The sequence below is a fragment of the Mycobacterium sp. NGS66 genome (assembly GCF_059812225.1).
Genome location: NZ_JCALCG010000015.1, coordinates 53,186 through 79,950, shown reverse-complemented (window position 1 = coordinate 79,950; position 26,765 = coordinate 53,186). Strand labels below are relative to the sequence as shown.

The window sequence follows — 26,765 nt, the reverse complement described above, 5'->3', positions numbered from 1 at the left end:
GGTCGGGTGAACACATGACGCACCAACGCCAGCTGCAAATCGCGATCATCGGCGCCGGAATGTCCGGTATCTGCATGGCGGCCAAGCTGCAGGACGCCGGTATCGATTCGTTCACCATCTTCGAAAAGGCAGACGACGTCGGCGGCACCTGGCGCGACAACACTTATCCCGGTCTCACCTGCGACGTACCGTCGCGCTACTACTCCTACTCATTCCGGCCGAACCCGAAGTGGTCACACTGGCTGCCGCCGGGTCCGGAGATCCAGGCCTACTTCCAGGAGGTCGCAACCGAAAGAGGCATCCGCGAACACATTCGGTTCGGCACCAACGTCACCGCGGCTCAATACGACGACGGTCGCTGGCACCTCACCACGCCCGAAGGGGACGAGACGTTCGACGTCCTCGTCACCGCAACCGGAGTGTTGCGGGTGCCGTCCTATCCAGATATTCCAGGACGAGACACGTTCGCCGGGCCCGCTTTTCATTCGTCGCGCTGGGATCACTCGGTTTCATTGCCGGACAAGCGGATTGGCCTGATCGGTACCGGATCTACCGGTGTCCAGATCGCCGCGGAGCTGGGCGGCAAGGTTCGCGAACTGAAGATCTTCCAACGTACCGCGCAATGGGTCTATCCGATGCCCAACCCGCGTTACTCGAAGCTGGCCCAAGCGGTGCTGTCACGTTGGCCGGCATTGAACTGGTGGCCATATCGCTTCTGGGGGTGGCTCTTCCGGCATTTGTTCGGCCGTGCGCCGATCCGTCCGGGCTGGCAGCGCAGCCTGGCCACCTTCGAGTGTCGATGGAACCTGCGCCTTTCGGTGCGCGATCCGGAGTTACGCGCCAAGCTCACTCCGACGTACGAGCCGATGTGCAAGCGACAGGTGATGGCCGGCCATTTCTACCGTTCCGTGCAAAAGCCGGGTGTCGAAGTGATCACCGACTCCATCGACCACATCGAACCCCGCGGCATCGTCACCGCCGACGGCACGCTGCACGAATTGGACCTAATCGTTTTCGCCACCGGATTCGACGCCCGCGCCTATGTGCGCCCGCTAGAGGTGATCGGCGAGCGCGGGATCGCGCTGGACGACGTCTGGGCCGATGGCCCGATGGCCTACCGGTCGATTGCGGTGCCCGGATTCCCGAATCTGTTCATGATGATGGGACCGCATTCGCCGATCGGCAATCAGTCGCTGATCCCGATCGCCGAGGACCAAGCCAACTATGTGATGTGGTGGATCGAGGCGTTGCGCGACGGCCGTGTGCGTGCCGCGGCCCCGACCGAAGCGGCCACCAAGCAGTACAACGAGGACATGAAAGCCGCTATGCCGCAGACGATCTGGGTCACCGGTTGCAAGAGCTGGTACCTCGGCAAAGACGGCCTGCCCGAGCTGTTCCCGTGGACTCCGGAGACCCATAGCGAGCTCTTGCGCCAACCGGAGCTCGACCATTTCGACGTCCGTACCGCCTAAAGTCGGCGCGGAACTCTGCCCAGTTCGCGTAGCCAGCCCTTCCGGGCGGATTGGTGCCATCTCAGGGATGCGGGCATGACGTGCCAGCCCTGCCGAATTGCCGTCCGAACCGCGCGGTAGCTGAACTCGTCGGCGCCGGTCCACCGAATATTGAAGCGCTCTCGCACAATTGGCGGCAGGCCCCCGAAGATCACCAGGCGCATCGGCGGCGCCAGCGCGGTCCGCACGGGCCGTGTGGGCAGCAGCGCATCCATCAGCGGACGGAGTAGCGGATGGCTCGGGTAATCCGGCGATGTGCTCATGTCGGGGATCGCGGAGCGCTGAATGAACGCAATCAGATAGTCCGAAGCCGCATTGGGTTGCAGTACTTCGGTGCAGTAGCGCTGATATTCACGGTTGAACTCGGCCAGCGTGGGTGGCAGCACCGACTCGGACATGCCGTACCGCCGATACCATTCGCAGCCTTCCCGGTAGAGCTGTTCGCGTTCTCGATCGGTCAGCCGGTGGGAATCCCAGTGTTCGGCCAGTCGGTGCACCATCATCTGGAACGTGGCGTGCGCCCACCAGTAGGTCTCCGGGTTGAGCGCGTGATAGCGCTGCCCGTCCGGCAATTCGCCCTTGATGTCGCGGTGGAAATCGCGCACTTTGATCCCGGTCTCATCCGCGTCGGGGCCATCGTAGACAGTGCCGAGAATGCCAGGCAGCGAACGGAATACCCGATCCACCGGGTCGTCGAAGAAATTCGAGTGATCGATGAGGCCCTGGCCTATGGCGGGATGCATCGTCTGCATCAGACCCGCCGTACCGCCCTCGAAGGCAATCCGCATGTCGCCCGCCCAGCGCCAAAGCAGAGACCGCGGGCCCAGGTCGATCCGGGTGGTCACGGCATCCTCAGGATGTCCCAGTTCGTCGGGCATACGCCACGCGCTTCTCGGCCTGAACGTCGCTGGTGAAAACGCGGCCCGTACCCAGCACGCGACCCAGCGCCTCCGCCAAGGGCCGGGGGACCAAACGCTGAGCGGACAGCGCGATACCAAATGAGCGAGGAATGGCCACACGTGGTTTCGGCCTGACGATCGTGCTAACTACGGCCCGGGCGACATCTTCGGGTTCGACGTTCTTGAAGCCCGTCCCATGGCCGATACCTGCGATCATTTCGGTGTTGGTCAGCGTCGGCATGATTGCCGAAAAGTGCACGCCGCTGCCGCGGTTCTCCAGGCGGACGGTGTCGGTGTATCCGAGCACGGCATGCTTTGTGGCGCAATAGGTTGCGATTCCCTCCGTCGGCAGCAGACCACCCAGCGACGCGATGTTGACGATGTGACCGCGTCGGCGGGGCAACATTCGCTTGGCGGCCAGCTTGGTGCCCAGGATCACGCCGAAAACGTTGACGTCAAGCAGGCGTTCGGTGGCGGCGTCGTCCTCGTCCACCGCGCTGCCCACCGCGATGACACCGGCGTTGTTCACCAAAACGTCCAGTGGTCCCAGCTGCTTTTCGACGTCGTCGAGGAAATCGGTGAAGGATTGCCGATCGGTCACGTCCAACTTGCGCGAAAGCTCGAACGCGCGTCCGGCTTCTTTGGCGGCCGGTTCGTCGATGTCTCCGATGGCGACCTTGGCGCCGGAATTGTGCAGAGCCGTCGCGATCGCCAGTCCTATTCCGCGCGCCCCACCCGTGACGGCGACGACCTTGCCTGCGATAGCTGATGCCATGCCGACACGCTACCCACAAGCAGCGAAGCCACGGAACTACGGTACGAATGATAGGTGGCCGAGCCGACCGTCCTGCTGCTCTCGACGTCCGACACCGACCTGATCAGCGCCCGGTCGAGCGGCAAGAACTACCGGTGGGCCAACCCGGCACGGCTGTCCGACGAGGAACTTCCGGACTTGCTCGCCGGCGCTGCGATCGTGGTGGTCCGGATACTCGGCGGCTACCGTGCCTGGCAGAGCGGTATCGACATCGTGCTGTCCAGCGGCACGCCGACCGTGCTGGTCAGCGGCGAGCAAGCGGCCGACGCCGAGTTGACGGGCCTGTCCACCCTCGCTGCCGGCATTGCCGTGCAGGCGCACATCTACCTGGCCCACGGCGGTGTGGAAAACCTGCGCCAGCTGCACGCCTTCCTGTCGGACACGGTGCTGATGACCGGCTTCGGCTTCACGCCACCGGTGGTCACTCCCACCTGGGGCGAGCTGGAACGACCCGACGGCGGCACAACCGGCCCGACGATCGCGGTGCTGTACTACCGGGCGCAGCACTTGGCCGGCAATACCGCGTATGTCGAAGCGCTGTGCCGGGCAATCGAAAGCGCCGGCGCGCGGGCACTGCCGCTGTACTGCGCGTCGCTGCGCACCGCCGAACCGGAACTACTGCAACGCCTCGGCGACGTCGACACCATGGTGGTGACCGTGCTCGCCGCCGGAGGGGTCAAGCCGGTCACCGCGTCGGCGGGCGGCGATGACGACAGCTGGAACGTGGAACACCTTGCGGCACTGGACATTCCGATATTGCAGGGTCTGTGCCTGACCAGCCCCCGCGAGCAGTGGCTGAACAACGACGACGGGCTCAGCCCACTCGACGTGGCCAGTCAGGTGGCGGTGCCCGAATTCGACGGCCGTATCATCACAGTTCCGTTCTCGTTCAAGGAGATTGACGACGACGGGTTGATCTCCTATGTCGCGGACCCGGAGCGTTGCGCGCGGGTAGCCGGACTGGCGGTGCGTCACGCGCAGTTGCGGCATGTCGCACCCGCCGACAAAAGAGTGGCCCTGGTGTTCTCGGCGTATCCCACCAAGCATGCCCGCATCGGCAACGCCGTCGGCCTGGACACCCCCGCGAGCGCGGTCGCGCTGCTGCGGGCGATGCGCGAACACGGTTATCGGGTGGGCGAGCTGCCCGGCGTGGACGCGGGCGACGGGGACGCGCTGATTCACGCGTTGATCGAACGCGGGGGACAGGATCCCGACTGGCTCACCGAAGGACAACTGGTTGGCAACCCAATCCGGGTGTCCGCCAAGGACTATCGCGCGTGGTTCGCTACCTTGCCTCCCGAGCTTGCCGATGCGGTGACAGCGCACTGGGGCCCGCCGCCGGGCGAATTGTTCGTCGACCGTAGCAAGGATCCCGACGGCGAAATCGTGATCGCCGCAATGCAAGCCGGCAATCTGGTGCTGATGGTCCAGCCGCCGCGCGGCTTTGGCGAAAATCCCGTCGCGATCTATCACGACCCCGATCTGCCGCCCAGCCATCACTACCTGGCCGCATATCACTGGCTGGACTCCGGTTTCCAAGCACACGCCGTGCTACATCTGGGCAAGCACGGCAATCTGGAATGGCTGCCCGGAAAGACGCTGGGCATGTCGGCGGCGTGCTCGCCCGACGCCGCGCTGGGCAACCTGCCGCTGATCTACCCTTTCCTGGTCAACGACCCGGGCGAAGGCACCCAGGCCAAGCGGCGAGCGCACGCCGTACTCGTCGACCACCTCATCCCGCCCATGGCTCGCGCCGAAACATACGGCGACATTGCCAGATTGGAGCAACTACTCGACGAGCACGCCAACGTCGCCGCGCTGGACCCAGCCAAGCTGCCCGCGGTCCGCCAGCAGATCTGGACGCTGATCCGGGCCGCCAAGATGGACCACGACCTGGGGCTGACCGAGCGGCCGGAAGAGGACGCGTTCGACGAGATGATCCTGCACGTCGACGGCTGGCTGTGCGAGATCAAGGACGTCCAGATCCGCGACGGCCTGCATGTCCTTGGTCAAAAGCCGGATGGGGAACAAGAACTCGACCTGGTGCTGGCCATGCTGAGAGCACGCCAGCTCTTCGGCGGCGAGCACACCATCCCCGGGTTGCGGCAAGCATTGGGTCTGGCCGAGGACGGCACCGACGAGCGGTCCGCCGTCGACCAGGCCGAGGCAACCGCGCGGGCACTGGTCGCTGAACTGCAGGCCAGCGGCTGGGACCCCGCCGCGGTAAGCCGGCTCACCGACAACGACGGCGTCGCCGCGGTGCTGCGGTTCGCCGCCACCGAAGTGATACCCCGGCTCGACGGCACCGTCGCCGAAATCGCGCAGATACTCAGGGCTTTGGACGGCCGCTTCATCCCGGCCGGGCCGTCGGGATCCCCGCTGCGTGGCCTGATCAACGTGCTGCCCACTGGCCGTAACTTCTACTCCGTCGACCCCAAAGCGGTGCCGTCCCGGCTGGCTTGGGAAGCCGGTGTGGCACTGGCGGATTCGCTGCTGGCCCGCTACCGCGCCGATCACGGGCAGTGGCCGCGGTCGGTCGGGCTCTCGGTGTGGGGCACGTCGGCGATGCGGACGGCCGGTGACGACATCGCCGAAGTGCTGGCGTTGCTGGGTGTTCGGCCGGTGTGGGATGACGCGTCGCGGCGGGTTGTCGGCTTGACGGCGATTCCGCTGAGCGAACTGGGCCGCCCGCGTATCGATGTGACGGTGCGGATTTCGGGGTTCTTCCGCGATGCCTTCCCGCATGTGGTGACCATGCTCGACGACGCGGTGCGGCTGGTCGCCGACCTCGACGAAGCCGCCGAACAGAACTATGTCCGCGCGCATGCTCAAGCTGACCTGGCGCAGCATGGCGACCAACGCCGTTCCACGACAAGGATTTTCGGCTCCAAGCCAGGTACCTATGGCGCCGGGCTGCTGCAGCTCATCGACAGTCGCAACTGGCGTGACGACGCCGACCTCGCGCAGGTGTACACCGCGTGGGGCGGCTTCGCTTACGGCCGCGGCTTGGACGGTCGCGAGGCCGTCGACGATATGAACCGTCAGTACCGCCGAATCGCGGTGGCCGCCAAGAACACCGACACCCGCGAGCATGACATCGCCGACTCCGACGACTACTTCCAGTACCACGGCGGCATGGTCGCCACCGTCCGCGCCCTCACCGGCCAGGCGCCGGTGGCCTACATCGGCGACAACACCAGGCCCGACGCGATCCGCACCAGGACGTTGTCGGAAGAAACCACCAGGGTGTTCCGCGCCCGCGTGGTCAATCCGCGCTGGATGGCCGCGATGCGCCGGCACGGCTACAAGGGCGCGTTCGAGATGGCGGCCACGGTGGACTACCTGTTCGGCTACGACGCCACCGCCGGGGTGATGGCCGACTGGATGTACGAACAGCTGACCGAGCGCTATGTGCTGGATCCCGAGAACCGGAAGTTCATGGCCGAGTCCAATCCGTGGGCGCTGCACGGCATGGCCGAACGACTGCTGGAGGCGGCCGGCCGCGGCATGTGGGCCAACCCGCAGGCCGACACCCTGGACGGGCTGCGTCAGGCGCTGCTGGAAACCGAGGGTGATTTAGAAGGGTGACCGGCCGCAAATGCACGCCAAAAACGCTGGTTTGGTGTGCATTTGAGGCCGGTCACCGGTAGTAGAGGTAGGTTGGCAGCCGTGAAACCAACCTTCGCCGACCTCGCCAAGGCGCAGTACATCCTGCTGACCACGTTCACCAAGGACGGCCGGCCCAAGCCGGTTCCGATCTGGGCCGCGGCCGACGGCGATCGTCTGCTCGTCATCACCGAGGCAAAGTCGTGGAAGGTCAAGCGAATCCGCAACACCCCGCGCGTCACGCTGGCCGTCTGCGACATCCGTGGCCGACCGAAAAGCGATGCCGTCGAGGGCACCGCAACCATCCTCGACAAGTCCCACAACGCCGCCGTCTACGACGCCATCGGCAAGCGATACGGCATCGTCGGCAAGGTATTCAATCTCTTCAGCAAGCTGCGCGGCGGCATGGAGAACAACGTCGGCCTCGAACTCAGGGTCGCCCAAACCTAGCGTCGATGAGTACCGTCCTCACTCACCGGACCACGTCGCCGCCCCCGGCTCCCAGGTGCTCGCCGAAGAACGCGAAGACACGGCTCCAGGCGTCTTCTGCGGCGTCCCGGTTGTAGCCGAAGCCGGTGATGCGCAACAGCGGCTGGGCGGGCAGCTTGTTGGCGAAGCTGTGCCCGGCCTTGGGGTAGCTCTTGATGTCTGCAGTGATGTTCTTGGCCTGGGTGACCTTGCGCAGTTTGTTGGCGGCGCCCACACCCAGCGGGTCGCGGCTGCCGAAGCTCGCCACAATCGGGCAGGCCCCGTCCAGGGTCTCGCTCAAGTTGCGTGGCAGCGGGGTGCCGTAGAACGGCGCGGAAGCGCCAAAGCCCTGGGGCGACATGACTAACGCGAAGCCGCCGCCCATGCAGAAGCCCGCAATGCCGACCCGGCCGGTGCATTCCGGCATCCGCAGCAGGTGATCGCGGGCCGCCAGGATGTCGTCGAGCGCACGACCGCGCTTGGTCAGCAGCTCACGCATGACGCGTGTGACGCAGCGAGCGCGGCCGCCTCGGGAGAACAGATTCGGCGTGAGCGCCACATACCCGCCGCGGGCGACGTGGTCGTTGATCGACTCCTTGTCCGGCCCGTAGCCGATGGCGTCGTGAATCACGACCACACCGGGCCAAGGACCTTTGCCGGGGGGAAGGCTCAACAGCCCGTCGATCAATCCGTCGGGGGTATCGATCTCAATCGTCGTCATATCGCCATCTAACTGCAGTCGCGACGTGGGTCACCAGAGGAACTTCGGCTGCACTCGCAGACGTTGGCGTCATATGGTCCGGGGTTTGTTCCTTGTCTACGTCGTCGTCGAGCTCGCGGCGACACTCGCGCTGTGGGCGACCGTCGGGTGGGGCTGGACACTGCTCGCGCTGCTGGTCACCGCCGTTCTGGGCGTCGTGGTGTGGGTTCCGTTGGCCGGGTGGCAGCTCGGCGCCCAAGTGGTGCAGCTGCGGTCGGGCCTGAAGGAACCGCGCAGCGCGCTGAGCGACGGGGCGATGGTCAGCCTGGCCACGGTCCTGATTCTGGTGCCCGGACTGGTCACCACGGCCCTGGGCATCCTGTTGCTGGCGCCGCCGATTCGCGCCCTCGCCCGGCCCGCATTGGCCGCGATCGTGCTGCGCGGGGTCGGGCGGCGGATTCCGCTGATCACAGACGTCCGGACGTTCCACGATGGTCGTGACCGCCGTGAGCCTGGCGACTACATCGACGGCGAGGTCCTGGACGTCAGGGACGTCGAGGCGCCGGCGCTACCGCCGGCCCACGTCCAGACCGCCACCACTCAGCACGCCCCGTAGTTTTGCGGTGTGACCGATATCCCGACCAAGCTGCTGGTGAACGGCCGGGTCTACAGCCCGACCCATCCCGACGCCACCGCCATGGCGGTGCGCGGCGCGGTAGTCGCCTGGCTGGGTAGCGACGACGTCGGGCGCAGCCAGTTCCCCGATGCCGACGTCGAGGATCTCGACGGCGGTTTTGTCACGCCGGGGTTCGTCGACAGCCACATCCACCTCACCGCGACCGGACTGACCATCAGCGGGCTGGATCTGCGGACGGCCAGCTCCCGTGAGCACTGCGTCCGAATGATCGCCGACTACGCGGCTGCCCATCCCGGTCGGCCGGTGTGGGGCCATGGCTGGGACGAATCGACGTGGCCCGAGAACACTCCGCCCAGCACCGACGACCTGGACGCCGTGCTGGGCGACCGACCCGCCTACTTGACCCGCATCGACGTGCACTCGGCTCTGGCGTCCAGCGGATTGCGCAACCGGGTCCCCAACCTGGCCGCGACGGATGGTTTCAGTGCACAGCAGCCGCTGGTCGAAACCGCCCACCACCTGGCCCGGGCCGTCGCCCGTGACCTACTGACCACCCAGCAGCTTGCCGAGGCTCGCGCCGCAGCGCTGCAGGCCCTCGCCGCGGCGGGCATCGTCGCGGTGCACGAATGTGCCGGGCCCGAAATCGCCGGCATCGACGACTGGCTTCAGCTGCGTGGGCTCGACCACGGCGTCGAGGTGATCGGCTACTGGGGACAGGCGGTGACCACCGCTGCGCAGGCCCGCGCGCTGGTCGCGCAGACCGGGGCCCGCGGGCTGGCCGGTGACCTGTTCGTCGACGGCGCGCTCGGCTCGCGAACCGCCTGGCTGCACCAGCCGTACGCCGACGCGCCGGATTGCACCGGCACCTGCCACCTGGGGCCGGACGCCGTCGAAGCGCACCTGCGCGCCTGCACCGAGGCGGAGGTGACCGCGGGTTTCCACGTCATCGGCGACGCGGCGGTCTCGACGGCGATCGCCGCTCTCGAGCGCGTCGTGGCGGACGTCGGGGCGGTTGCCGTGGCGCGCTGTGGGCACCGTCTGGAGCATCTGGAGATGGTGACCGCGGAGCAAGCCGCAAAGCTCGGCGCGTGGGGTGTCATCGCCAGCGTGCAGCCCAATTTCGACGCGCTCTGGGGTGGCGGCGACGGCATGTACGCGCGTCGTCTCGGCGCTGATCGAGGCAGCCGGCTCAACCCGTTGGCGCTGTTAGCATCCCAAGGCGTGCCTCTTGCGCTCGGTTCCGACGCCCCGGTCACGGCTATCGACCCGTGGCAAAGCGTGCGGGCAGCCGTCAATCACCGCACGCCGGGGAGCGCGATTTCGGCGCGGGCGGCGTTCGCGGCGGCCACCCGGGGTGGCTGGCGGGCTGCCGGTGTCCGGGACGGCAAGACCGGCACCCTGGTCCCCGGCGCGCCGGCCTCCTATGCCATCTGGGACGCCGGAGCCCTTGATGCCACAGCCCCGCGCGACGCCGTGCAGCGGTGGTCCACCGATCCGCGTTCCCGGGTGCCCGCCTTGCCGAGGCTGGGCCCGACGGACGCCCTGCCACGTTGCCGCCAGACCGTGCATCGGGGCGTCGTCATCCATGGCTAAGCACGCCCGACGGAAACGGCCCGTCGAGCGTAACCGGCCGGCCCCCCCGAACGACGACGCCACAACCACTCGGGACGTCGGCGTGCCCACCGAGGCCGCGGACACCGCGGAGGCGCCGGCAATCGAGGATGAGCGGCACGACGACAACGTTGACGTCGAAGACGCCCCGGCGAGCCCGGCAGCTCGAGCCAGAGCCGCGGCGGCCGCGCTCTTGCCGGCCGCGCGGGCCGCGTTGGTGCCGCGTGTGCCTCGGCTGGTGGTCACCGTGATTGCCGGCTCGCTGCTGTTCGCCAGCTTTCCCACGACGAACTGGTGGTGGGCCGCCATCCTCGCGTTTGGTTTGCTTTCGTGGGTGCTGACCTGGCCCGCTACGACGCCGGTCGGCGGCATGGGCTACGGGTTGCTGTTCGGGTTGGCCTTCTACCTGCCGCTGCTGCCGTGGGTCAGCCTGCTGGTGGGTGCCGTGCCCTGGCTGGCGTTGGCGACGGTCTCGGCACTGTTTCCGGGGCTCTTCTGCCTGTTCGCCGTCGTCGTGCGCCGGTTGCCTGGCTGGCCGTTGTGGTTTGCGGTGCTGTGGGCGGCGCAGGAGTGGTTGAAGTCGACCATTCCGTTCGGGGGTTTCCCCTGGGGCTCGGTGGCCTATGGCCAGACCAGCGGGCCGTTGCTGCCATTGGTCCGGGTCGGCGGCGTGCCATTGCTGTCAGCGGCGGTCGTGCTCGTCGCATGCAGCTTCGCCGCGATCGCGCTGGAAATCGCGCGGTGGTTCACATCCGGCGCTCAACCCGGCCCACCGGGCAGCACGCTAGCCCCGGAAGCCCCAGCCGTTCGCCCGCCGGGGGTGTTGCTGCCGGGCATATGCATCTGCCTGGTGCTATTGGGCGCCATGGTGGTCTGGCCGCAAGTGCGGCACGCCGGTGCCGGATCGGGCGACGAGCCCACTGTCACCGTGGCTGTGGTGCAAGGCAATGTGCCCCGGCTGGGCCTGGACTTCAACGCCCAGCGCCGCGCGGTCCTGGACAACCACGTCCAGGAGACGCTGCGGCTGGCGGAGGACGTGCGCCGGGGGGCCGCGCTGCGGCCGCAGTTCGTGATCTGGCCGGAGGACTCGTCGGACGTCGACCCGCTGGTCAACCCCGACGCCGGGCAGCAGATCTCGGAGGCGGCGCGAGTGATCGGCGCGCCGATTCTGGTCGGGACGGTGCTCGATGTTCCAGACCGGCCCGAAGGAGCCCCCGAGTTCACCAACACCGTGATCGTCTGGAACCCGGTCACCGGACCGGCGGACCGTCATGACAAGGAAATCGTCCAGCCGTTCGGCGAATACCTGCCCATGCCTTGGCTCTTCCGGCATCTTTCCGGCTACGCCAGCCGGGCCGGCCATTTCGTGCCGCGCAGCAGCAGCGACGTCGTCCAGATCGGCGGCGTGCCGCTCGGGGTGGCCACCTGCTGGGAAGTGATCTTCGACCGCGAGCCGCGAAAGGCGGTCCGCAACGGCGCCCAGCTGCTGGCCGTGCCCAGCAACAACGCCACCTTCAACCAGACGATGAGCGAACAACAGCTCGCGTTCGCCAAGGTCAGGGCCGTGGAGCACGACCGGTACGTCGTCGTCGCGGGCACTACTGGGATCAGCGCGGTGATCGCCCCGGACGGCAGTGAGCTGGCCCGCACGGACTTCTTCGAGCCCGCCTACCTGGACAGCCAGGTGCGCCTGAAGGCGACACTGACCCCGGCGACGAGGTGGGCGCCAATCCTGCAATGGCTCCTGGTGGGGGCGGCTGGAGCGGTCATTCTCGTGGCAATACGGCACAATGGGTGGTTCCCGCGTCGGATTCGCCTGGGGTCCCGATCCTCGGGCGAGCCTGACCACTCCGGTGCCCCCGCACCGGAAACCCGGGACTCAGGTCCCTCGCCGCAGCGTGCCGCCGTGGTCGCAGCTGACGGCTCGGATACCCCCGACGAGGACGTTCCGGAGCTCACGGACACTGCGCCCGATGGGCCTGGTGATTACACTCCGCGTCACATCCCGCGACACAAAGGAGCCACATGACCACCGGCCAGCCCGGCGATCGTCCGAGCCAGCGCGTCCTGGTGATCATCCCCACCTTCAACGAGCGGGAAAACCTGCCGCTGATCCATCGACGGCTCCGGGACGCCTGCCCCGGCGTGCACCTGCTCATCGTGGACGACAACAGCCCCGACGGCACCGGCCAGCTCGCCGACGACCTGGCCCTGGCCGAGCCCGGCCTGACCCACGTCCTGCACCGCACCGCCAAGAACGGCCTGGGCGCGGCCTATCTCGAAGGCTTCGCCTGGGGGATGAGTCGTGAGTACTCGGTGCTTGTCGAGATGGACGCCGACGGCAGCCATGCGCCCGAGCAGCTGCACCGACTGCTGGACGCCGTCGACGACGGAGCCGACCTGGCCATCGGTTCGCGCTATGTGGACGGGGGGTCGGTCCGCAACTGGCCCTGGCGGCGCCTGGCCTTGTCCAAGACGGCCAACACCTATTCACGTGTGGCGCTCGGCATCGGCGTGCACGACATCACCGCCGGTTACCGTGCCTACCGCCGCGAGGTGCTGGAGGCCATCGATCTGGACACCGTCGACTCCAAGGGCTACTGCTTCCAGATCGAGATGACCTGGCGCACGGTCAACAACGGCTTCCTCGTCGTCGAAGTGCCCATCACCTTCACCGAACGCGAACTCGGCGTCTCCAAGATGAGCGGGTCCAATATCCGTGAGGCCCTGGTCAAAGTCACCCGATGGGGTGTCGACGGCAGGCTCAGCCGCGCCCGGGCGGCACGCGCCCAGACCCGCTAGACCGCGGCCGCCTCGGGTCAGCCGCGCCGGCGCGACCGGATCAACTCGAGGCGCTCCTTGAGCAGCTCTTCGAGTTCCTCGACGGTGCGGCGTTCCAGCAACATGTCCCAGTGCGTGCGCGGCGGCTTGACCTTCTTCGGCTCGGGCAGGTCACCCTCGATCAAGGTGCCTTCCATGCCGTTACGGCACAGCCAGGTGCCGGGGATTTCAGCGTCGTCGGCGAAGGGAACTTCGAACTCCTCGCCGTTGTCGGTGCGGTATCGCGCTATCTGACGCGGCGCCAGGTCGTGGTTGCGGTCAGTTTCATAGCTCACGGCTCCGAGGCGGCTGCCCCTCAGGACGCGATCTGCCATCGGCGTTTCTCCTTTGGTCCTGAGCTCTTCGGCTCCGGTAATGGCGATTCTCTTCGCTTGGCAAACGTTGCGACGGCCCGCGCAGTTCCCGGAAGGCACCGGACATCCAGCGACGCGACCATTCGCGAAGGTCAATGATACCGGGATCGGCGTTCCTGCCGGGCTAAAGTCGGCGGCGTGAGCCTTGGCAAGCGTCGCGCCCGTCCCCAACCGTGCCGCTGGTGCGGCCGAGACGTGACCGATACCGGGATGGGCCGTCGTCGCCAGTACTGCCGGCAGTCCTGCCGGCAGCGTGCCTACGAGCAGCGAGCCCTGATCAGCCGGGGCGGGGCCGGTGGCTCGCTGGCGCTGCCCGCTGACGCGGTGGTGCTTTCGGCCGAGGACGCGGCGGACCTTTCAGACCGGGTTTACCAGGTGCGATGCGCGGCGGAGGATGTCGCCACCGCGCTGGACGAGGGGGCCGGGGCCACCGAACTCCGCGAATTGTGCGACGCCCTGGTCAAAGCGGCGCGGGCGGCCGACGGCTGGCGGCGAGTAGGTGTCTGAGCCCGGGTCGGTTCGCGCGCATCGACCATCGCCGACATGCGCCCCGACCTCGGCCGATAAGTGGCCGGGTACAGTCGCGGCATGGACGGCGGGCCCGGTGTAGCAGTCGCCGGGCGGACACCGTGCACCTCGCCGCGTGAGCCGGTCGAGTGTTTCGCGTAGCAACTGGGAGTATCGGACGTTTTGAAATCGCGCCGGAGTTGGCCATACTCACCAGCGAGATTCTTGGGTCGGCGAGCAGCACGACAAGGTCCTTTTGGGTACCGGGGTCCTGCTGTGCAGCAAACTGTGGCTCGCGTGCGGCGGTCAACGGCGGCCAACTTCAGTTGAGGGTTAGGCGAGGTTAGCAATGGGTGATCAACTCCAGCATGCGACCGAAGCGCTACGCAAAGCGCTGGTCCAGGTTGAACGCCTGAAGCGCACCAATCGTGCGCTGCTGGAGCGGTCGAGCGAGCCGATTGCGATCGTCGGCATGTCCTGCCGGTTCCCGGGTGGCGTCGACAGCCCCGAAGACCTGTGGCAGATGGTGGCCGAGGGCCGCGACGTGATCAGCGAATTCCCCACCGACCGCGGATGGGATTTGGCCGGGTTGTTCGACCCGGATCCTGATGCCCGCCACAAGACCTACGCAAAAACCGGCGGCTTCGTCGATGGCGTCGCGGACTTCGATGCGGCGTTCTTCGGCATCGCGCCCAGCGAGGCACTCGCGATGGACCCGCAGCACCGGATGCTGCTGGAGCTGTCCTGGGAGGCATTGGAGCGGTCCGGGATCGACCCCAGCGCGCTGCGTGGCAGCGCCACCGGCGTCTTCGCGGGACTCATCGTCCAGGGTTACGGCATGTTGGCCGAAGAGATCGAGGGCTACCGCCTCACCGGCATGACGTCCAGCGTGGCGTCGGGGCGGGTGGCGTATGTGTTGGGGTTGGAGGGCCCGGCGGTGTCGGTGGATACCGCGTGTTCGTCGTCGTTGGTGGCGTTGCATATGGCGGTGCAGTCGCTGCGGTCGGGGGAGTGCGATCTGGCGCTGGCCGGCGGCGCCACCGTGAACGCCACGCCGACGGTCTTCGTCGAGTTCAGCCGACACCGCGGCCTGGCGCCCGACGGGCGGTGCAAGGCCTACGCCGGGGCGGCCGACGGGGTCGGCTGGTCCGAGGGCGGGGCCATTTTGGTGGTGGAGCGGTTGTCGGATGCGCGGCGGTTGGGGCATCCGGTGTTGGCGGTGGTGCGGGGTTCGGCGGTGAATCAGGATGGTGCGTCCAATGGGTTGACCGCGCCGAATGGGCCGTCGCAGCAGCGGGTGGTGCGCGCGGCGTTGGCCAATGCGGGGCTGAGCGCGGCCGAAGTTGATGTGGTGGAGGGTCACGGGACCGGGACCACGTTGGGTGATCCGATTGAGGCCCAAGCGTTGTTGGCCACGTATGGGCAGGACCGCTCCGCGCCGCTGTGGTTGGGGTCGATCAAGTCGAATATGGGTCATACCCAGGCTGCGGCGGGGGTGGCCGGGGTGATCAAGATGGTGCAGGCGATGCGCCATGAGGTGTTGCCGGCGACGTTGCATGTGGATGTGCCGTCGCCGCATGTGGATTGGTCGGCGGGGTCGGTGGCGTTGTTGACCGAGGCTCGGCCCTGGACGGCTGAGGGTCCGCGTCGGGCGGGGGTGTCGTCGTTTGGGATTAGTGGCACGAATGCACATGTGATTGTCGAAGCCGCCCCGGCTGAGCAGCGCATCGCCCGCGAATCCGTCCTGCCGGTGGTGCCGTGGGTGCTCTCGGCGAAGTCGGTTGCGGCGTTGCGGGCTCAGGCGGCGCGGTTGGCGGAGCATGTCCGTGCCCGTGACGAGTTGGACGTTGCCGATGTGGGGTGGACGTTGGCCGGGCGTGCGGTGTTCGAGCATCGGGCGGTGGTGGTCGGTACCGATCGGCAGCGATTGTTGGCCGGCCTCGACGAACTGGCCACAGATGACCTGGGCGCCTTCACTTCTGGGATCATTCGCGGCGATGCCCAGCCCACCGGTAAAACGGTGTTCGTCTTCCCCGGCCAGGGCTCGCAATGGCTGGGCATGGGCATCGAATTGCTCGACACTGCACCGGTTTTCGCCCAACAGATCCAAGCCTGCGCCGACGCCTTCGACGAATTCGTGGATTGGTCACTGACTGACGTTTTACGCGGTGCTCCCGGCGCGCCGGGCCTGGATCGGGTGGACGTCGTGCAACCGGCCCTGTTCGCGGTGATGGTGTCCCTGGCCGAACTGTGGAAGTCGATCGGGGTGCGTCCGGACGCCGTAATCGGGCATTCCCAAGGCGAGATCGCCGCCGCGTACGTCGCCGGCGCGCTGTCGCTGCGCGATGCCGCCCGGGTGGTGACGCTGCGCAGCAAGCTACTGCGTGACCTGGCCGGCCCCGGCGGCATGGTGTCCGTCGCGTGCAGCGCGGAGCGGGTGCGAGAGTTGTTGTCGCCCTTTGCCGATCGGCTCGGTATCGCCGCCGTCAATGGCCGGGCCGCGGTGGTGGTGTCCGGTGAGACGGCCGCGCTGGACGAGCTGATGCAGGTGTGTGCGGGCCAGGAGTTGCGCGCCCGCCGGATCGACGTGGACTACGCCTCGCATTCGGCCGGGGTCGAGGCGATCCAGGCTGAACTTGCCGATGCCCTGGCCGGCATCGAGCCGCGTCCCACCCGTACCGCCTTCTTCTCGACGGTGACCGGAAATCGCTTGGGCACCGCCGATTTGGGCGCCGACTACTGGTACCGCAACATCCGCCAGACCGTGCACTTCGACCAGGCGGTGCGCTGCGCCTGTGAACACGGTTATCGCACCTTCGTCGAATCCAGCCCGCATCCGGCGCTGATCGCCGGAATCGAGGACACCGCCAACGATTACGCCGACGGTGACGCCCGAACCGGAGCCGTCGTCATCCCGACCCTGGGCCGCGACGACGGCGGACTCGAGCGGTTCCTGACGTCCGCCGCCGCCGCCTTCGTGGCGGGTGTCAGCGTCGATTGGCGCGGCCTGCTCGACGGGGCCGCCTTCGTCGAATTGCCCACGTATGCCTTTGACAAGCGGCGGTTTTGGCTCTCCGGCGAGGCCACGGCGGTCGACGCCTCCGGCTTGGGTCTGGGCGCCGGCGAGCACCCGCTGCTGGGCGCGGTGGTGGAGCTGCCCGCTTCGGCCGGCGTCGTATTGACGGGCCGGCTGTCGCCGAGCAGCCAGGCGTGGCTGGCCGATCACGCCGTGTCCGGCGCGGTGGTGTTTCCCGGCGCCGGCTTTGTGGAGTTGGCCATCCGCGCCGGCGACGAAGTCGGCTGCCCAGTCGTCGACGAGCTGACTCTGCGCAAGCCGTTGCTGCTGCCCGTCTCGGGATCTGTTGCGCTGCAAGTGGTTGTGGGCGCCGACGACGAGTCCGGCCAGCGCAGCGTTTCGATCTACTCGCGCGCCGACGCGGACGCTGCGTGGGGGTGCCACGCCGAGGGAACCTTGAGGCCAGGGTCGGTCGAGCCGGCGGCGGAGCTGTCCCAGTGGCCGCCTGCCGGGGCCGTCCCGGTGGACGTGGCCGACGGCTACCAGCGGTTGGCGGCCCGCGGCTACCAGTACGGGCCCGCGTTCCGCGGCCTGACCGCGATGTGGGCCCGCGGCGACGAAATGTTCGCTGAGGTAAGGCTTCCGGAGACCGCCGGCGCGGTCGGCGGATACGGAATGCACCCGGCGCTGCTGGATGCGGCTTTGCATGCAGCGGTGCTCGGCAACCCGGACGCCGAGCTGGTTCTGCCGTTTTCTTGGCAGGGCGTGTCGCTGCACGCGGCGGGTGCCTCGGCAATACGGGTCCGGATCGCGCCCTCGGGTCCGTCTGGCGTCTCCATCGAGCTGGCCGACGGGTTGGGGCTACCGGTGCTGTCAGTGAAGTCCATGGTGGCGCGACCGGTGAGCGAACAGCAGCTGCGCGCTTCGCTATCCGGCTCGGGGCCCGACCGGCTGTTCGAGCTGGTTTGGTCACCGGCAACGGGTACTTCGGGGACCGCTGCTGAGCAGCCCTTCGAATTGTTCGAGTCCCTTGCCGCTCAGGATGATCCGGTATCAGAGGTCTACGAGCGCACGCATCGGGCACTGGCCGTCGTCCAGTCGTGGCTGACCGAACGGGATTCCGGAGTGCTGCTGGTGGCCACTAGAGGCGCCATCGCGTTGCCCGGCGAGGACCTGGACGATCTGGCGGGTGCCGCGGTGTGGGGCTTGGTGCGGTCCGCGCAGACCGAGCACCCGGGCCGCATCGTGCTGGTGGATTCCGATGTGCCCCTTGATGACGACGCTAAGGCCGCGGCGCTGGCGGCCGGCGAGCCGCAGGTGGTGTTGCGCGGCGGTCAGGTGTACACCGCGCGGGTGCGTGGCAGCCGCGCGGTCGACGGGATCCTGGTTCCCCCGGACGACGGGCCCTGGCGGTTGGGTATAAGCAGCGCAGGCACTTTCGAGAACCTACGCCTGGAGCCGGTTCCCAACGCCGATGCGCCGCTGCAGCCCGGCCAGGTCCGGGTGGCGCTGCGCGCCGTCGCGGCGAACTTCCGCGACATCATGATCACCCTGGGCATGTTCACCCACGACGGGCTACTCGGCGGCGAAGGAGCCGGCGTGGTCGTCGAAGTCGGGCCGGGTGTCACGGAATTCGCGGTCGGCGATTCGGTGTATGGGTTCTTCCCGGACGGTCATGGCACATTGGTGGCGGGCGACGTCCGCATCTTGCAGCCGATGCCCGCCGACTGGTCCTACGCCGAAGCCGCCGCGATCTCAGCGGTTTTCACCACCGCATATATGGCGTTCGTGCACCTGGCGGATGTCAAGCCGGGGCAGCGGGTGCTGGTGCATGCCGCCGCCGGCGGTGTCGGGATGGCCGCCGTGCAGCTGGGGCGGTATCTGGGGTTGGAGATCTTCGCCACCGCCAGCCGCGGCAAGTGGGACACCTTGCGCGCCATAGGTTTTGACGATGACCACATCGCCGATTCACGCACCTGCGAATTCGAGGACAAGTTCCGCGCGGTCACCGGCGGGGCCGGAATGGACGTCGTGTTGGATTCGCTGGCCGGTGAATTCGTCGACGCGTCGCTGCGGCTCGTCGCGCCGGGCGGCTTGTTCCTGGAGATGGGCAAGACCGACATCCGCGACCCCGATGCGATCGCGCGGGAATATCCGGGCGTTCGTTACCGGGCTTTCGACCTGTTCGAGCCCGGCCGTGCGCGGATGCACGAGTGGATGCAGGAGCTCGCGCGACTGTTCGCCGCCGGCGTGCTGCGGCCCTTGCCGGTGACCACGTTTGACATTCGGCGCGCCGAGGCGGCGCTGCGCTACCTGAGCCAGGCGCGCCATATCGGCAAGGTCGTCATGACCATGCCCACCGCCGAGGGCGGCGCACTGGGCACCGGCACCGTCTTGATCACCGGCGGCACCGGCATGGCGGGTTCGGTGTTGGCCCGGCATGCGGTGGCCCGGCATGGGGTGCGGCACCTGCTGCTGACGAGCCGAAGTGGCCTGGCCGCGCCCGGGGCACCGGAATTGGCGGCCGAGCTAACCGCTGCCGGTGCGCGGGTGCAGGTGGTGGCCTGCGACGCCGCCGACCGAGAGGCGCTGGCCAAGGTGATCGCCGACATCCCGGTCCAGCATCCGCTGTCGGCCGTCATCCACGCGGCCGGGTTGCTCGACGACGCGGTCGTGACGTCGCTGACCCCCGAGCGGGTCGATGCCGTGCTGCGGGCCAAGGTGGACGCGGCATGGAACCTGCACGAGCTGACCCGCGACGTGAATCTCTCGGCGTTCGTGATGTTTTCGTCGATGGCCGGCTTGGTGGGCTCGTCGGGACAGGCCAACTATGCCGCGGCCAACTCGTTCCTGGACGGGCTGGCCGCACACCGGCGCGCACACCGGCTGCCCGCGGTGTCGCTGGCCTGGGGGCTATGGGATCAGACCAGCGCCATGACCGGCAACCTGGATGCGGCCGACCGGGCCCGGCTGGGCCGCGACGGCATCTTGGCGCTGTCCTCCGACGAGGCGATGGAACTCTTCGACACCGCCCTGGTCGTCGACGAGCCGTTGCTGGCGCCGGCCCGAATCGACGTGACCGCGTTGCGGTCGCACGCCGCCGTCGTGCCTCCGATGTTCGCCGATCTGGTCAATGCGCCGACTCGGCGCAGGGTCGACGACTCGCTGGCCGCCGCGAAGTCGAAATCCGCGTTGGCGCACCGTCTGCAGGGGCTGCCGGAACCCGAACAGCATGCGGTGCTGCTGGATCTGGTTCGTTCCCACATCGCCACGGTGTTGGGTACCGTCACCCCTGAGGCGATCGACCCGGACAAAGCGTTCCAGGACTTGGGTTTTGACTCGCTGACCGCGGTCGAGATGCGCAACCGGCTCAAAGCCGCTACCGGCCTGGCACTTTCACCGACACTTATCTTCGACTACCCGACCCCCAACGGGCTGGCCGCCTACATGCGTGCCGAACTCGCCGGCGCCCCACAGGAAATCAAGCACGCACCGGCGGTCCGTGCCACCGGCGAGGACGCTATTGCGATCGTCGGTATGTCCTGCCGCTTCCCGGGTGGAGTCGACAGCCCCGAAGATCTGTGGCAGATGGTGGCCGAGGGCCGCGACGTGCTCTCCGAATTCCCCACCGACCGCGGCTGGAACCTGACCGACCTGTACAACCCGGACCCCGACGTTCCGGGCGCGTGCTACACGCGCAGCGGCGGCTTCGTCGACGGTGTGGCTGACTTCGACCCGGCGTTCTTCGGCATCGCGCCCACCGAGGCACTCGCGATGGACCCGCAACAGCGCATGTTCCTGGAACTTTCCTGGGAAGCGTTGGAGCGAGCGGGAATTGACCCCCACCGGCTGCGCGGCAGCGCCACCGGAGTGTTCGCCGGGGTATACACCCAGGGCTATGGCATCGGCAACGCGGAGGCCCGAAAAGCCTTGGAGGGCTTCCGGCTTACCGGCCAGTCGTCGAGCGTGGCGTCGGGGCGGGTGGCGTATGTGTTGGGGTTGGAGGGCCCGGCGGTGTCGGTGGATACCGCGTGTTCGTCGTCGTTGGTGGCGTTGCATATGGCGGTGCAGTCGTTGCGGTCGGGGGAGTGCGATCTGGCGCTGGCCGGCGGTTGCACGGTCAACGCCACGCCCGACATCTTCGTCGAATTCAGCCGCATGCGCGGGTTATCCGCGGACGGGCGGTGCAAGGCGTTCGCGGGAGCCGCCGACGGCACCGGATTCGCCGAGGGCGGCGGCATGTTGGTGGTGGAGCGGTTGTCGGATGCGCGGCGGTTGGGGCATCCGGTGTTGGCGGTGGTGCGCGGTTCGGCGGTGAATCAGGATGGCGCGTCGAATGGGTTGACCGCGCCGAATGGGCCGTCGCAGCAGCGGGTGGTGCGCGCGGCGTTGGCCAATGCCGGTCTGAGTGCTGCTGATGTCGATGTGGTGGAGGGTCACGGGACCGGGACCACGTTGGGTGATCCGATTGAGGCCCAGGCGTTGTTGGCGACCTATGGGCAGGACCGCAGTGAGCCGCTGTGGTTGGGGTCGATCAAGTCGAATATGGGTCATACCCAGGCTGCGGCGGGGGTGGCCGGGGTGATCAAGATGGTGCAGGCGATGCGCCATGAGGTGTTGCCGGCGACGTTGCATGTGGATGTGCCCAGCCCGCATGTGGATTGGTCGGCGGGGTCGGTGGCGTTGTTGACCGAGGCTCGGCCCTGGACGGCTGAGGGTCCGCGTCGGGCGGGGGTGTCGTCGTTTGGGATTAGTGGCACGAATGCGCATGTGATTGTCGAAGCCGCCCCGGCTGAGCAGCGCATCGCCCGCGAATCCGTCCTGCCGGTGGTGGCGTGGGTGATCTCGGCGAAGTCGGTTGGCGCGTTGGCGGCTCAGGCGGCGCGGTTGGCGGAGCATGTGCGTGCCCGTGACGATGTGGACGTTGCCGATGTGGGGTGGACGTTGGCCGGGCGTGCGGTGTTCGAGCATCGGGCGGTGGTGGTCGGTACCGATCGGCAGCGGTTACTGGCCGGCCTCGACGAACTGGCCACAGATGACCTAACTGCGTCGGTCATCCGCGGCACGGCAACGGCCGGTAAGACGGTCTTCGTCTTTCCGGGCCAGGGTGCCCAAATACCCGGCATGGGAAGGGAATTGCACGCCGCACACCCGGTGTTCGCCGAGGCGTTCGACGCCGTGGTCGGCGAACTCGACCGCCACCTGCTGCGCCCCCTGCGTGACGTGATGTGGGGTGACGACGAAAAGCTCTTGAATACCACGGAATTTGCCCAGCCTGCGCTGTTCGCGGTGGAGGTCGCATTGTTCCGGCTGCTGGAGTCGTGGGGCGTGCGACCCGACTTCGTGATGGGCCACTCGATCGGTGAGTTGTCGGCGGCGCATGTCGCCGGTGTGCTGTCGCTGGAGAACGCGGCCATATTGGTGGTCGCTCGCGGCCGCTTCATGCAGGCCCTGCCCGCGGGCGGGGCGATGATCGCCGTGCAGGCCACGGAAGACGAGGTGCGGCCACTGCTGAGCGATGAAGTCGCCATCGCGGCCGTCAACGGTCCAGCGTCGGTGGTGATTTCGGGTGCGGACGACGCCGTCGTCGCCGTCGCGACGAAGCTGCGGGCGGATGGGCGCCGGGTGCACCGCTTGGCTGTCTCGCACGCATTCCATTCACCGTTGATGGATCCGATGATCGATGAATTCGGCACCGTGGCAGCCAGCTTCGCCGTCGGGCAGCCCACGATACCGATCGTGTCGAACGTGACCGGACAACTGGCCGACCACGACTTCGGGTCCGCCGCGTACTGGAAGCGGCACGTGCGCGAAGCGGTCCGGTTCGCCGACGGTATCCGCTTCGTGCACGAGGCCGGCGCGACCCGTTTCCTCGAAGTCGGACCGGCCAGCGGCTTGATGGCTTCGGTCGAAGAATCACTGCCCGACGCCGCGCTGACGGCGACTGCCGTCTTGCGCAAGGACCGCCCCGAACCCGTAGCCCTGGTCGACGCCGTCGCGCAAGGCTTTGTCGCCGGCATGGACGTGGATTGGCGCGCCGCACTGGGCGAGGCCACCTTCGTCGATTTGCCGACGTATGCCTTTGAGCGGCGGCGCTTTTGGCTGTCCCCGAGCGCCGATGGCGCTACCGCCGCCGGGGCGGCGGGGCTAGGCCTGCGGGCCGGCGAGCACGCCCTACTGGGCGCGGTGGTGGACCTGCCGTCTTCGGGCGGGGTGGTGCTGACCGGCCGGCTGTCGCCGAGCGCGCAGGGGTGGCTGTCCGACCATGCGGTCGGCGGGGTCGTGTTGTTCCCCGGCGCGGGATTCGTGGAGTTGGTCATCCGAGCCGGCGATGAAGTCGGCTGCGGCGTTGTCGAGGAGCTGAATCTGGCGGCGCCATTGGTGCTGCCCGCGGCGGGATCGGTGGCGATTCAAGTGGTGGTCGGTGAACCCGACGAGATGGGCGCCCGGGCGGTGTCCGTGTTTTCGCGTGCCGAGACCGGCTCCGGATGGCTGTTACATGCCGAAGGTGCGCTGCGCGCTGGTTCGGTGGCGCCGGCTTCCGATCTGTCGGTGTGGCCGCCCGTGGGTGCGGTCGCGGTGGACGTCGGCGACGGCTACGAGCGGTTGGCCGATCGCGGGTACGGGTATGGCCCGGCGTTCCGGGGTTTGACCACGATATGGCGTCGCGGCGACGAGGTGTTCGCCGAGGTGGCACTGCCGGAGGAGGCCGGGGCGTCGACGGCCGGATTCGGCGTCCACCCGGTGCTGCTGGACGCGGCGCTGCACGCGGTGATCCTGACCGCCGACGGCGCCGAGGCGGCAGGCTCGGTGTTGGTGCCGTTCTCCTGGCAAGGTGTGTCCTTGCATGCTGCAGGCGCATCGGCGGTGCGGGCCCGGATTGTGCGGACCACCCCTTCGGCGGTGTCCATCGAACTGGCCGACGGGTTGGGGTTGCCGGTCCTGTCGGTGGCATCCATGGTGGCCCGCCCGGTGACCGATCAGCAGCTGAAGGCGGCCTTGTCCGGTGCCGGCGGGGATCGGCTGTTCGAGGTGGTCTGGTCGCCGGCGCCGATTCCGACCGACATGCTTGGCGCGCCGTCGTACCGGGTCTTCGAATCCGAGCCGGTCAACGGCGACCCAGTAGCCGGTGTGCGCGCGGCCACACGTGCAGCGCTGAACGCGGTGCAATCCTGGCTGGCCGAACCACATTCGGGAACCTTGGTGGTGCTCACCAGGGGCGCGGTTGCCCTACCGGGCGAGGACGTCGCCGATTTGGCCGGCGCGGCGGTGTGGGGTTTGGTGCGGTCCGCGCAGACCGAGCATCCGGGCCATCTCCTTTTGGTGGATTCCGATGCGCCACTTGACGATACGGCAATAGCGGCGGCATTGGCGGTGGGCGAGCCGCAAGTCGTGATGCGCGGCGGCCAACCGCATATCGCGCGGGTGCACGCCAGCCGCGCGGTGGACGGCGTGTTGTCGCTTCCCGCCGATTCGGCGAACACCGCCTGGCGGCTGGGCATGACCAGCGCGGGCACATTCGAGAACCTGCGGCTCGAGCCGGCACCTGAGGCCGCTGCGCCATTGGCCCCGGGTCAGGTGCGCGTCGCGACCCATGCCATGGCGGCAAACTTCCGCGACGTCATGATCGCCTTGGGTCTCTACCCCGACCCGGACGCCGCGATGGGCGTCGAGGCCTCCGGCGTCGTCCTGGAAGTTTCTGAAACCGATTCCGGCGTAAGTCGTTTCGCGGTCGGCGACCGGGTCGCCGGACTGTTCCCAGACGGCACCGGCAGCATCGCCACCACCGACGAACGGCTGCTGCTGAAGATCCCCGCGGACTGGTCGGACGCCGACGCCGCCACGGCACCCGTCGGCTTCGCGACGGCGCACTATGCACTGTCCACCCTGGCCGGGGCGCAACCCGGCCAGCGCATCCTGGTGCACGCGGCCACCGGTGGCGTCGGAATGGCCGCCGTGCAGCTGGCCCGTCATCGCGGGCTCGAGGTGTTCGCCACCGCCAGCCGGGGTAAGTGGGACACCCTGCGGGCCATGGGTTTTGACGACGACCACATCGCGGATTCGCGCAGCTGCGAGTTTGAAGACAAGTTCCGTGCGGTCACCGGCACGGCCGGAATCGACGTGGTGTTGGACTCGCTGTCCGGCGAGTTCGTGGACGCGTCGCTGCGACTGGTCGCACCCGGCGGCGTCTTCCTAGAAATGGGCAAGACCGACATCCGCGACCCCGATGCGATCGCACAGGAATATCCGGGTGTGCGTTACCGCGCCTTCGACCTCTTCGAGGCCGGCCCGGACCACATTCAGCGCATGCTCACCGAATTGGCCGACATGTTCGAGGCGGGAATCCTGCGGCCATTGCCGGTGACCACGTTCGACATCCGCCGCGCACCCGCCGCGTTGCGGTACCTGAGCCAGGCGCGGCATGTGGGCAAAGTCGTGATGAGCATGCCCGACGCATGGGCGACCGGCACGGTGCTGATCACCGGCGGTACCGGCATGGCGGGCTCGGCGTTGGCCCGCCACGTGGTGGCACAGCATGGTGTGCGGCATCTCGTGCTGGTGAGCCGTCGCGGGCCGGACGCGCCCGGGGCGCCGGAACTGGCGGCCGAACTCGGCGCTAAAGGTGCGCAGGTGCAGGTGGTGGCCTGCGACGCCGCCGACCGGGAAGCGTTGGCCAAGGTGATCGCCGACATCCCCGTGCAGCATCCGCTGTCCGCAGTCATCCACGCGGCCGGAGCGCTCGACGACGCGGTGGTGACCTCACTGACCCCCGAACGCATGGAGGTGGCGTTGCGGGCCAAGGTGGATGCGGCGTGGAACCTGCACGAGCTGACCCGAGACTTGGATGTGTCGGCGTTCGTGATGTTTTCGTCGATCGCCGGGCTGGCTGGCGCAGCCGGGCAGGCCAACTACGCCGCCGGCAACTCGTTCCTGGACGGGCTGGCCGCACACCGGCAGGCTCGCGGCCTGCCGGCGGTGTCGCTCGGTTGGGGTCTGTGGGATCAGGCCAGCGCGATGACCGGCGGGTTGGAGAGCGTCGACTTCGCCAGGTTGGCCCGCGACGGCATCGTGGCGATGACCTCGGACGAAGCGCTTCAATTGCTGGACACCGCAATGATTGTGGCCGAGCCGTTCCTGCTGCCGGCCCGCATCGACCTGGTCGCGCTGCGCGCCAAGTTCGACAGCGGCACGCTGCCGCCGATGTTCGTCGACTTGATCAATGCGCCGGCCCGGCGCCAGGTCGACGACTCGATCGCCGCCGCCAAGTCCAAATCGGCCCTGCTGCAACGCCTGGAGGGGCTGCCGGCAGACGAGCAACAGGCGGTGCTGCTGGACTTGGTGCGGTCGCACATCGCCACCGTGCTGGGCAACACCACTGCCGAGGCCATCCACCCCGACCGGGCGTTCCAGGAGCTCGGCTTCGACTCGCTGACCGCGGTGGAAATGCGCAACCGGCTCAAAGCTGCTACCGGCCTTGCGCTTTCGCCCACGCTGATCTTCGACTACCCCAACTCCGCCGCGCTGGCCGGTTACATGCACCAAGAACTGGTGGGTAACGCGGCGCAACCAGCGCCCGCAGCGGCGCCGGGGGAGGCCGAGATCCAGCGCGTGGTCGGATCCATTCCGGTCAAGCGTCTTCGGCAGGCCGGCGTGCTGGAGCTGCTGCTGGCGCTGGCAGACGAAGCCGACGGTACCGGCCAGGCCACCAACAAGGACGTCAAGGACATCGCCGACATGGATCTCGATGATCTGGTCAATGCGGCGTTCATGGACGACGACGAGTAGGCATGGATCGCCAGCT

At 67.9% G+C, this 26,765-nt stretch carries 11 protein-coding genes and 1 pseudogene; 8 read left to right on the top strand and 4 right to left on the bottom strand.

The features are described 5' to 3' along the window. Positions 1 to 14 precede the first annotated feature (14 nt). Entirely contained in the window at positions 15 to 1,472 is a 1,458-nt protein-coding gene (locus AC5Y2L_RS23305; protein WP_499931487.1) for a flavin-containing monooxygenase, read from the top strand. Here AC5Y2L_RS23305 and AC5Y2L_RS23300 read toward each other — a convergent pair. After that, on the bottom strand, positions 1,469 to 2,389 hold the full coding sequence (locus AC5Y2L_RS23300; protein WP_499931484.1) for an oxygenase MpaB family protein: 921 nt from the start codon (positions 2,387 to 2,389) through the stop codon (positions 1,469 to 1,471). The genes AC5Y2L_RS23305 and AC5Y2L_RS23300 overlap by 4 nt on opposite strands. Continuing rightward, a complete protein-coding gene (locus AC5Y2L_RS23295; protein WP_499931482.1) occupies positions 2,364 to 3,185 on the bottom strand; it encodes an SDR family oxidoreductase in 822 nt (273 codons plus the stop codon). The genes AC5Y2L_RS23300 and AC5Y2L_RS23295 overlap by 26 nt, the downstream gene beginning before the upstream one ends. A gap of 54 nt (positions 3,186 to 3,239) precedes the next feature. On the opposite strand from AC5Y2L_RS23295, the gene cobN reads away from it, so the two are divergent. Continuing rightward, positions 3,240 to 6,812 carry a cobaltochelatase subunit CobN gene (cobN, locus tag AC5Y2L_RS23290; RefSeq protein ID WP_499931480.1) on the top strand — a complete coding sequence of 1,191 codons (3,573 nt, stop codon included), beginning with the start codon at positions 3,240 to 3,242 and terminating at the stop codon, positions 6,810 to 6,812. 81 nt (positions 6,813 to 6,893) lie between these two features. Next, positions 6,894 to 7,280 (top strand): PPOX class F420-dependent oxidoreductase, encoded by a 387-nt coding sequence (locus AC5Y2L_RS23285; RefSeq protein WP_499931478.1) that lies wholly within the window; start codon positions 6,894 to 6,896, stop codon positions 7,278 to 7,280. A gap of 22 nt (positions 7,281 to 7,302) precedes the next feature. Here AC5Y2L_RS23285 and AC5Y2L_RS23280 read toward each other — a convergent pair whose 3' ends face one another. Beyond that, positions 7,303 to 8,019, bottom strand: a complete 717-nt coding sequence (locus AC5Y2L_RS23280) for a dienelactone hydrolase family protein (protein WP_499931476.1) — start codon at positions 8,017 to 8,019, stop codon at positions 7,303 to 7,305. A gap of 73 nt (positions 8,020 to 8,092) precedes the next feature. On the opposite strand from AC5Y2L_RS23280, the gene AC5Y2L_RS23275 reads away from it, so the two are divergent. From AC5Y2L_RS23275 to lnt, 3 genes and pseudogenes are all read left to right on the top strand, one after another. Further along, the gene (locus AC5Y2L_RS23275) at positions 8,093 to 8,614 is read left to right on the top strand and encodes an FxsA family protein (RefSeq protein WP_499931474.1); all 522 of its coding nucleotides are present in this window, start codon (positions 8,093 to 8,095) and stop codon (positions 8,612 to 8,614) included. A 9-nt stretch (positions 8,615 to 8,623) separates the two neighbouring features. Next, complete coding sequence (locus AC5Y2L_RS23270) at positions 8,624 to 10,228, top strand: amidohydrolase (RefSeq protein WP_499931471.1); 1,605 nt, start codon at positions 8,624 to 8,626, stop codon at positions 10,226 to 10,228. A gap of 211 nt (positions 10,229 to 10,439) precedes the next feature. Then, a pseudogene (gene lnt, locus AC5Y2L_RS23265) lies at positions 10,440 to 13,109 on the top strand (apolipoprotein N-acyltransferase). On the opposite strand, the gene rbpA reads toward lnt, so the two are convergent. Further along, on the bottom strand, positions 13,066 to 13,401 hold the full coding sequence (rbpA, locus tag AC5Y2L_RS23260) for an RNA polymerase-binding protein RbpA (RefSeq protein ID WP_499931469.1): 336 nt from the start codon (positions 13,399 to 13,401) through the stop codon (positions 13,066 to 13,068). The pseudogene lnt and the gene rbpA sit on opposite strands and share 44 nt — an antisense overlap. A 177-nt stretch (positions 13,402 to 13,578) precedes the next feature. Here rbpA and AC5Y2L_RS23255 point away from each other — a divergent pair, with 177 nt between their 5' ends. Both AC5Y2L_RS23255 and AC5Y2L_RS23250 read left to right on the top strand, forming a co-directional pair. Beyond that, a complete protein-coding gene (locus AC5Y2L_RS23255) occupies positions 13,579 to 13,947 on the top strand; it encodes a hypothetical protein (protein ID WP_499931467.1) in 369 nt (122 codons plus the stop codon). A 349-nt stretch (positions 13,948 to 14,296) separates the two neighbouring features. Then, entirely contained in the window at positions 14,297 to 26,749 is a 12,453-nt protein-coding gene (locus AC5Y2L_RS23250) for a type I polyketide synthase (protein WP_499931464.1), read from the top strand. Positions 26,750 to 26,765 lie beyond the last annotated feature (16 nt).

What these genes read in the sequence shown, in the direction of transcription:
- AC5Y2L_RS23275 (WP_499931474.1), top strand. Translation starts at nt 8,093, where the DNA reads ATGGTCCGGGGTTTGTTCCTTGTCTACGTCGTCGTCGAGCTCGCGGCG.
- AC5Y2L_RS23295 (WP_499931482.1), bottom strand. Translation starts at nt 3,185, where the DNA reads ATGGCATCAGCTATCGCAGGCAAGGTCGTCGCCGTCACGGGTGGGGCG.
- AC5Y2L_RS23250 (WP_499931464.1), top strand. Translation starts at nt 14,297, where the DNA reads ATGGGTGATCAACTCCAGCATGCGACCGAAGCGCTACGCAAAGCGCTG.
- rbpA (WP_499931469.1), bottom strand. Translation starts at nt 13,401, where the DNA reads ATGGCAGATCGCGTCCTGAGGGGCAGCCGCCTCGGAGCCGTGAGCTAT.
- AC5Y2L_RS23280 (WP_499931476.1), bottom strand. Translation starts at nt 8,019, where the DNA reads ATGACGACGATTGAGATCGATACCCCCGACGGATTGATCGACGGGCTG.
- AC5Y2L_RS23305 (WP_499931487.1), top strand. Translation starts at nt 15, where the DNA reads ATGACGCACCAACGCCAGCTGCAAATCGCGATCATCGGCGCCGGAATG.
- AC5Y2L_RS23300 (WP_499931484.1), bottom strand. Translation starts at nt 2,389, where the DNA reads ATGCCCGACGAACTGGGACATCCTGAGGATGCCGTGACCACCCGGATC.